This is a genomic window from Streptococcus sp. CL8.13, from assembly GCF_049737895.1.
The window spans coordinates 1-4,963 of the sequence record NZ_JBKOTT010000069.1 but is presented as its reverse complement, the minus strand read 5'-3'; the positions used below and the strand labels follow the sequence as shown (position 1 = coordinate 4,963).

6 protein-coding genes are annotated in these 4,963 nt (G+C 40.6%); 5 read left to right on the top strand and 1 reads right to left on the bottom strand.

All coding sequences use genetic code 11. From position 1 onward, the window contains the following. The 5 genes from ACLNCN_RS03305 to yaaA all read left to right on the top strand — a co-directional run. A partial coding sequence (locus tag ACLNCN_RS03305) for an LPXTG cell wall anchor domain-containing protein (protein WP_424844612.1) occupies positions 1–441 on the top strand: 441 nt, incomplete at its 5' end. A gap of 129 nt (positions 442–570) precedes the next feature. Next, the gene (locus ACLNCN_RS03300; RefSeq protein ID WP_000412230.1) at positions 571–981 is read left to right on the top strand and encodes a peptide deformylase; all 411 of its coding nucleotides are present in this window, start codon (positions 571–573) and stop codon (positions 979–981) included. Between the two features lie 11 nt (positions 982–992). Continuing rightward, positions 993–2,588, top strand: coding sequence for a hypothetical protein (locus tag ACLNCN_RS03295; RefSeq protein WP_424844611.1), 1,596 nt, complete (start codon positions 993–995; stop codon positions 2,586–2,588). A 178-nt stretch (positions 2,589–2,766) separates the two neighbouring features. Further along, a complete protein-coding gene (locus ACLNCN_RS03290) occupies positions 2,767–2,931 on the top strand; it encodes a YczI family protein (protein WP_261141944.1) in 165 nt (54 codons plus the stop codon). A gap of 78 nt (positions 2,932–3,009) precedes the next feature. Further along, the gene (yaaA, locus tag ACLNCN_RS03285; RefSeq protein WP_424844610.1) at positions 3,010–3,738 is read left to right on the top strand and encodes a peroxide stress protein YaaA; all 729 of its coding nucleotides are present in this window, start codon (positions 3,010–3,012) and stop codon (positions 3,736–3,738) included. Positions 3,739–3,789: 51 nt separating this feature from the next. On the opposite strand, the gene pclR is transcribed toward yaaA, so the two are convergent. After that, on the bottom strand, positions 3,790–4,963 hold a 1,174-nt coding region (gene pclR, locus ACLNCN_RS03280; RefSeq protein WP_424844609.1), incomplete at its 5' end, for a virulence transcriptional activator PclR.

The window sequence follows — 4,963 nt, the reverse complement described above, 5'->3', positions numbered from 1 at the left end:
AAGACGCCAGAAGCTCCAACCCCTGAGGAGCCAAAGCACCCAGAAGTACCGACGGTAGATCAACCTAAGAATCCTGAAAAACCAACACCTGAGGACCCTAAACAGCCGGGAGTGCCGACTGTTGAGCAACCAAAAACTCCAGCAAGTCCAGTACCTGCGGAGCCAAAGCGCCCCGAAGTTCCAGCTGTTGCTCAACCTAAGGTTCCCGAAAAACCATCCCCTAAGGAACCCAAGCAACCTGAAGTTCCGACTGCTGAGCAACCAAAGACTCCAGCAAGTCCAGCGCCTGAGGAGCCAAAGCACCCAGAAACTCCAATAATAAGTGAAACAAAGGAAGCTGGTAAACTACCAGAGACAGCTAGTCATGATTCTATTTTGCTAGTAGTCGGATTCTTATCAGCCCTATCTGGCGTCCTATTGTTTAAAGTTAAAAAAGATTAAGAATTTACAAATAGAAAAAAAGTCATCTTCGGATGGCTTTTTGCTACAGTTTAGGGAAAGGGCTTGCAGTTATCGGCTTTTGTGCTATAATTGCTATAATATAGTAAAAAGTAAGTGGAGTGTGAGGAAGTGGAGAAGAAAATTGTAAAGGATATTTTGTTTTTATCTCAGGTGTCTCAGCCGGCAAGTCAGGAAGACCTTTATCTTGCTAGAGATTTGCAGGATACGCTTTTAGCAAATCGTGAGACTTGTGTCGGTCTGGCTGCCAATATGATTGGGGTGCAGAAGCGCGTGATTATCTTTAATCTTGGCTTGGTTCCTGTGGTCATGTTTAACCCAGTGCTCCTGTCCTCTGAAGGAGTTTATGAGACAGAGGAAGGTTGTTTGTCCTTGACAGGTGTGAGACCTACTAAGCGTTATGAAATCATAAGGGTTGCCTATTGTGACAGCAAGTGGCAGGAACAGACCATTACTTTGACAGGCTTCCCGGCTCAGATTTGCCAGCATGAACTGGATCACTTGGAAGGACGAATCATTTAGGAGGAAAGCAAATGAAACGAATAGTCTTTGAACTTATTTTTATCGCAACGACCTGGTATATCTTTTTACCGCCTCTTAACCTGACCAGCTGGGAATTTCTCTTTTTCCTCTGTGGGCATTTGCTGGTTGTAGCAATCTTATTTGGCTTTGGCAAGGGAATCAATCTGGTAAAAACGGTTCATGTGCGCCACGGCAAGGCGGAAGCTGCCTTAAATCTTGAGGGTTTCAAAATCAATCGGTTAGGGAAAATCCTTTTAGCTTCTATTGGAGGAATTCTTCTCTTAGCAGCCTTGGTTTCCTTGGTAACTTCTAGCATTTTTCAGGCTAAAAATTATGCCAATGTAGTCACGGTTACGGAAAAAGACTTTACTGATTTTCCTAAGACTGATACCAGTAAGGTTCCTATCTTAGATAGAAGTACCGCTGAAAAAATTGGGGACCGCTACTTGGGTTCCCTAACAGATAAGGTGTCGCAGTACGTAGCGGCAGATACCTATACCCAATTGACAATTGATGGGAAGCCTTATCGGGTTACACCACTAGAATACGCAGATCCTATCAAGTGGTTTAATAATCAGGCCAAGGGAATCGGCGAGTATATCAAGGTAGACATGGTGACTGGAAATGCGGACTTGGTGGACTTGAAGACACCAATCAAATATTCAGACTCGGAATATTTTAACCGTGATGTCAAACGTCACCTGCGCTTGAAGTACCCAACTAAAATATTCAAGTCTCCATCTTTTGAGGTGGACGATGAGGGCAATCCTTTCTATGTAGCAACGGTTTACCAAAAGCAATTTGGGCTTGCAGTTCCTCGTCCTGTTTCAGTCATTATCTTGGACGCCACAAATGGAGAGACCAGGGAATACAGCTTATCAGATGTTCCGGAATGGGTAGACAGGGTTTATCCAGCTGAGGAAACCATTGAGCAAATCAATTACAATGGTAAGTACAAGGACGGTTTCTGGAATGCCATGATTTCCAAGAAAAACGTGACCCAAACTACCAAGGGCTATAATTATTTGTCTATCGGTAATGACATCTACCTCTACACAGGTGTGACATCGGCCAATGCAGATGAAAGTAATCTTGGTTTTATCCTAGAAAATATGCGGACAGGAGAAATCACGAAGTACAGCTTGGCTTCTGCGACCGAAGAATCGGCCCGTGAATCAGCCGAAGGTGCTGTTCAGGAGAAATCCTACAAGGCAACCTTCCCAATCCTCATCAACCTCAATGACAAGCCTCTCTACATCATGGGCTTGAAGGACAATGCTGGCTTGGTCAAAGAGTACGCCTTGGTTGACGCAGTCGAGTACCAAAATGTTATCGTAGCTACCACAGTAGAAGAACTGCTCAGTAAATATGCCAATAAAAACGACCTTGAGATTGACAATGCAACAACTGAAAGTATCAAGGGAGTGGTAGCAGACCTTAAATCAGCTGTTATCAAGGGAGACACCGTCTACTTCTTTAAAGTTGATGGCAAGATTTACAAGGTCAAGGCCTCTGTATCAGATGACCTCCCTTATCTTGAAAATGGTAAAACCTTCGAAGGTCAAGTAGGAAAAGACAATTATCTCAAGACTTTTAAAGTACAATAATATTCTTCGAAAATCTCTTCAAACTACGTCAGCTCTATCTGCAACCTCAAAAAGTGTTTTGAGCAGCCTGCGGCTAGCTTCCTAGTTTGCTCTTTGATTTTCATTGAGTATAAAAATAGGTTTTCTCAGAAAGTATATGTTATAATAAGGTAAATTAAGACTAATGGAGGACAAAGAAATGGGTTTTTATTTGATGCTTGCTTCAATGCTACTCGGACTGCTCGCTTTGAAGATAGGTTTTTCTCATTTCAAGGAGAAAAAAGATAAATTCTTATCTATCTTAACAAGCTTAGCTGGCATAGCCCTTGTTCTCGTGGCTGTCTGGTTAGGATGGCCAAAATAAATAGAGAAACCTCGGTCAAACCGAGGTTTTTCAGATGAATTTCTTGGTTGTGGCTAAAAAATATGCTACACTATCAATATGAAAATTTTAATCCCAACAGCAAAAGAAATGAACACAGACTTGCCAAGTATTGAAGCCTCTCCTTTAAAACCAGAAAGTCAGGCCGTGCTGAATGCCTTGGCCCTCTATTCTGCTAGTCAATTGGAGAGTTTTTACAAAGTTTCAGCCGAGAAAGCTGCGGAAGAATTTCAAAATATCAAAGCTTTGAAAAGGCAAACTGCTCAACACTACCCAGCCTTGAAACTTTTTGATGGGCTTATGTACCGCCATATCAAGCGAGATAAATTGACCGAGGCAGAACAAGCCTATCTTGAAAATCATGTCCTCATCACTTCGGCTTTGTACGGAGTCGTTCCAGCCTTGTCACCTATGCCACCTCACCGTTTGGACTTTTTGATGAAATTAAAAGTCGCTGGTAAGACTTTGAAGAGGTATTGGAAGGCAGCCTATGATGAGGCTATGAAGCAGGAAGAAGTGATTTTCTCTCTCTTGTCATCCGAGTTTGAGACCGTATTTTCTAAGGAAATCAGAGAAAAAATGGTGACCTTCAAATTCATGGAGGACAAGGGTGGTCAGCTGAAGATTCATTCAACTATTTCCAAGAAAGCGCGTGGTGCCTTCCTAACTGTCCTGATAGAAAATCAAGTGCAGACGGTGGAGGAAGCTCGTCGCTTAAGCTTTGCAGGATTTAACTACCGAGAAGACCTGTCCCAGCAACAGGAATTAGTTTTTGTTAAGGAAGTATAGAAATCAGATAAGAGAAAAAGTCAGCACGATTATGCTGACTTTTTTGATAACTTATAAAGTATTGGATATATGAATCTCATTTGATAAAGTATTAAGATGATTGACCAAGTCCATGATTGACAGATGGTTTCGGCAAATAAACTTTTTAGTGATCCCTGGAATATAGAAATTAGACACGATGATATCATAATCTGTCTGATTTAAAATCTCAGGACTTGTTTGTAATTCATCCCAAATATCGAAGGTAAAGCGGTTATTACAGTAATAGGAAAGCATATCCACAAAGGTAAGGGATATAGCATGGTCGAAGTTACTGATAATCAAAACCTTGATAGGTGGTCGATTCTCTAACAACTGAGTAGAGAGGTTTTCAGCATGGGTTAAGATGGTGTACATCAAGTGTTCCAACTGTTCAGGATGGTCATGCTGTCCAATTGCTTGACGGTATTGAGCCAGTTCTTGACGTGCACTTCCCATAAAGTCTGGGAAGTAAACTTCAAATTTTTTAATCGTCAATGCTTTTTGTTCAAATAAGATTGGGGTAGAAAAGATTTCCTGTCTTTCAAAGAAAGCAGTGTTGTGTAAATGCCAAATCAGCTCATCGTGGTTGGTAAAAGTAATCTTATATTGTTTTGATAGGCGTTCTAATATTTGACTAAGTAATTGGTAAGAGTATCTTGCTTCACTGTTCTCTTCTAAAGAGTTGAAGAATTCTTGAGGATCTAAGAAAAGATTGTTTTGAATAAAGGATATAAAAATTTGGGCGATGATATCTGGAGTGATTTCAAGTCCCAGTTTTTCAGAGAAATGGACAAGTAGCTCCTCAAAATTTGGAATATTCATCAAAAGAGGGTAGTATTCATCGAAGAAATAATTTGGTAAGTCGATGAAATGACCATTTTTGACGCGGTAAATACTGATAGCTATCATCAATTTGTACATTCTATAAATTGAAAATCGCATCGGGTAATTCGTTATTTTATAGAAGAAATCAGCAAACTCTGTTAAATCTTCTTCAGGAAGGTCAGGAAAAGGCCAATCTAGGAAATAATAGCGCTCAGAAAAGTATTGGGCAAAAAAATAGCGAATATCCTTTTCATTACCAAGAATTGCAGTGGGAGTAAAAGATAATTCAATCTGAAATTGTGATGATAGAGTTTTTGTAATATTTCGGCCCAATCGATAGAGATTAGCACTACTTGAGTGAAGATTTTCTATCGTTCGA

What these genes read in the sequence shown, in the direction of transcription:
- yaaA (WP_424844610.1), top strand. Translation starts at nt 3,010, where the DNA reads ATGAAAATTTTAATCCCAACAGCAAAAGAAATGAACACAGACTTGCCA.
- ACLNCN_RS03295 (WP_424844611.1), top strand. Translation starts at nt 993, where the DNA reads ATGAAACGAATAGTCTTTGAACTTATTTTTATCGCAACGACCTGGTAT.
- ACLNCN_RS03290 (WP_261141944.1), top strand. Translation starts at nt 2,767, where the DNA reads ATGGGTTTTTATTTGATGCTTGCTTCAATGCTACTCGGACTGCTCGCT.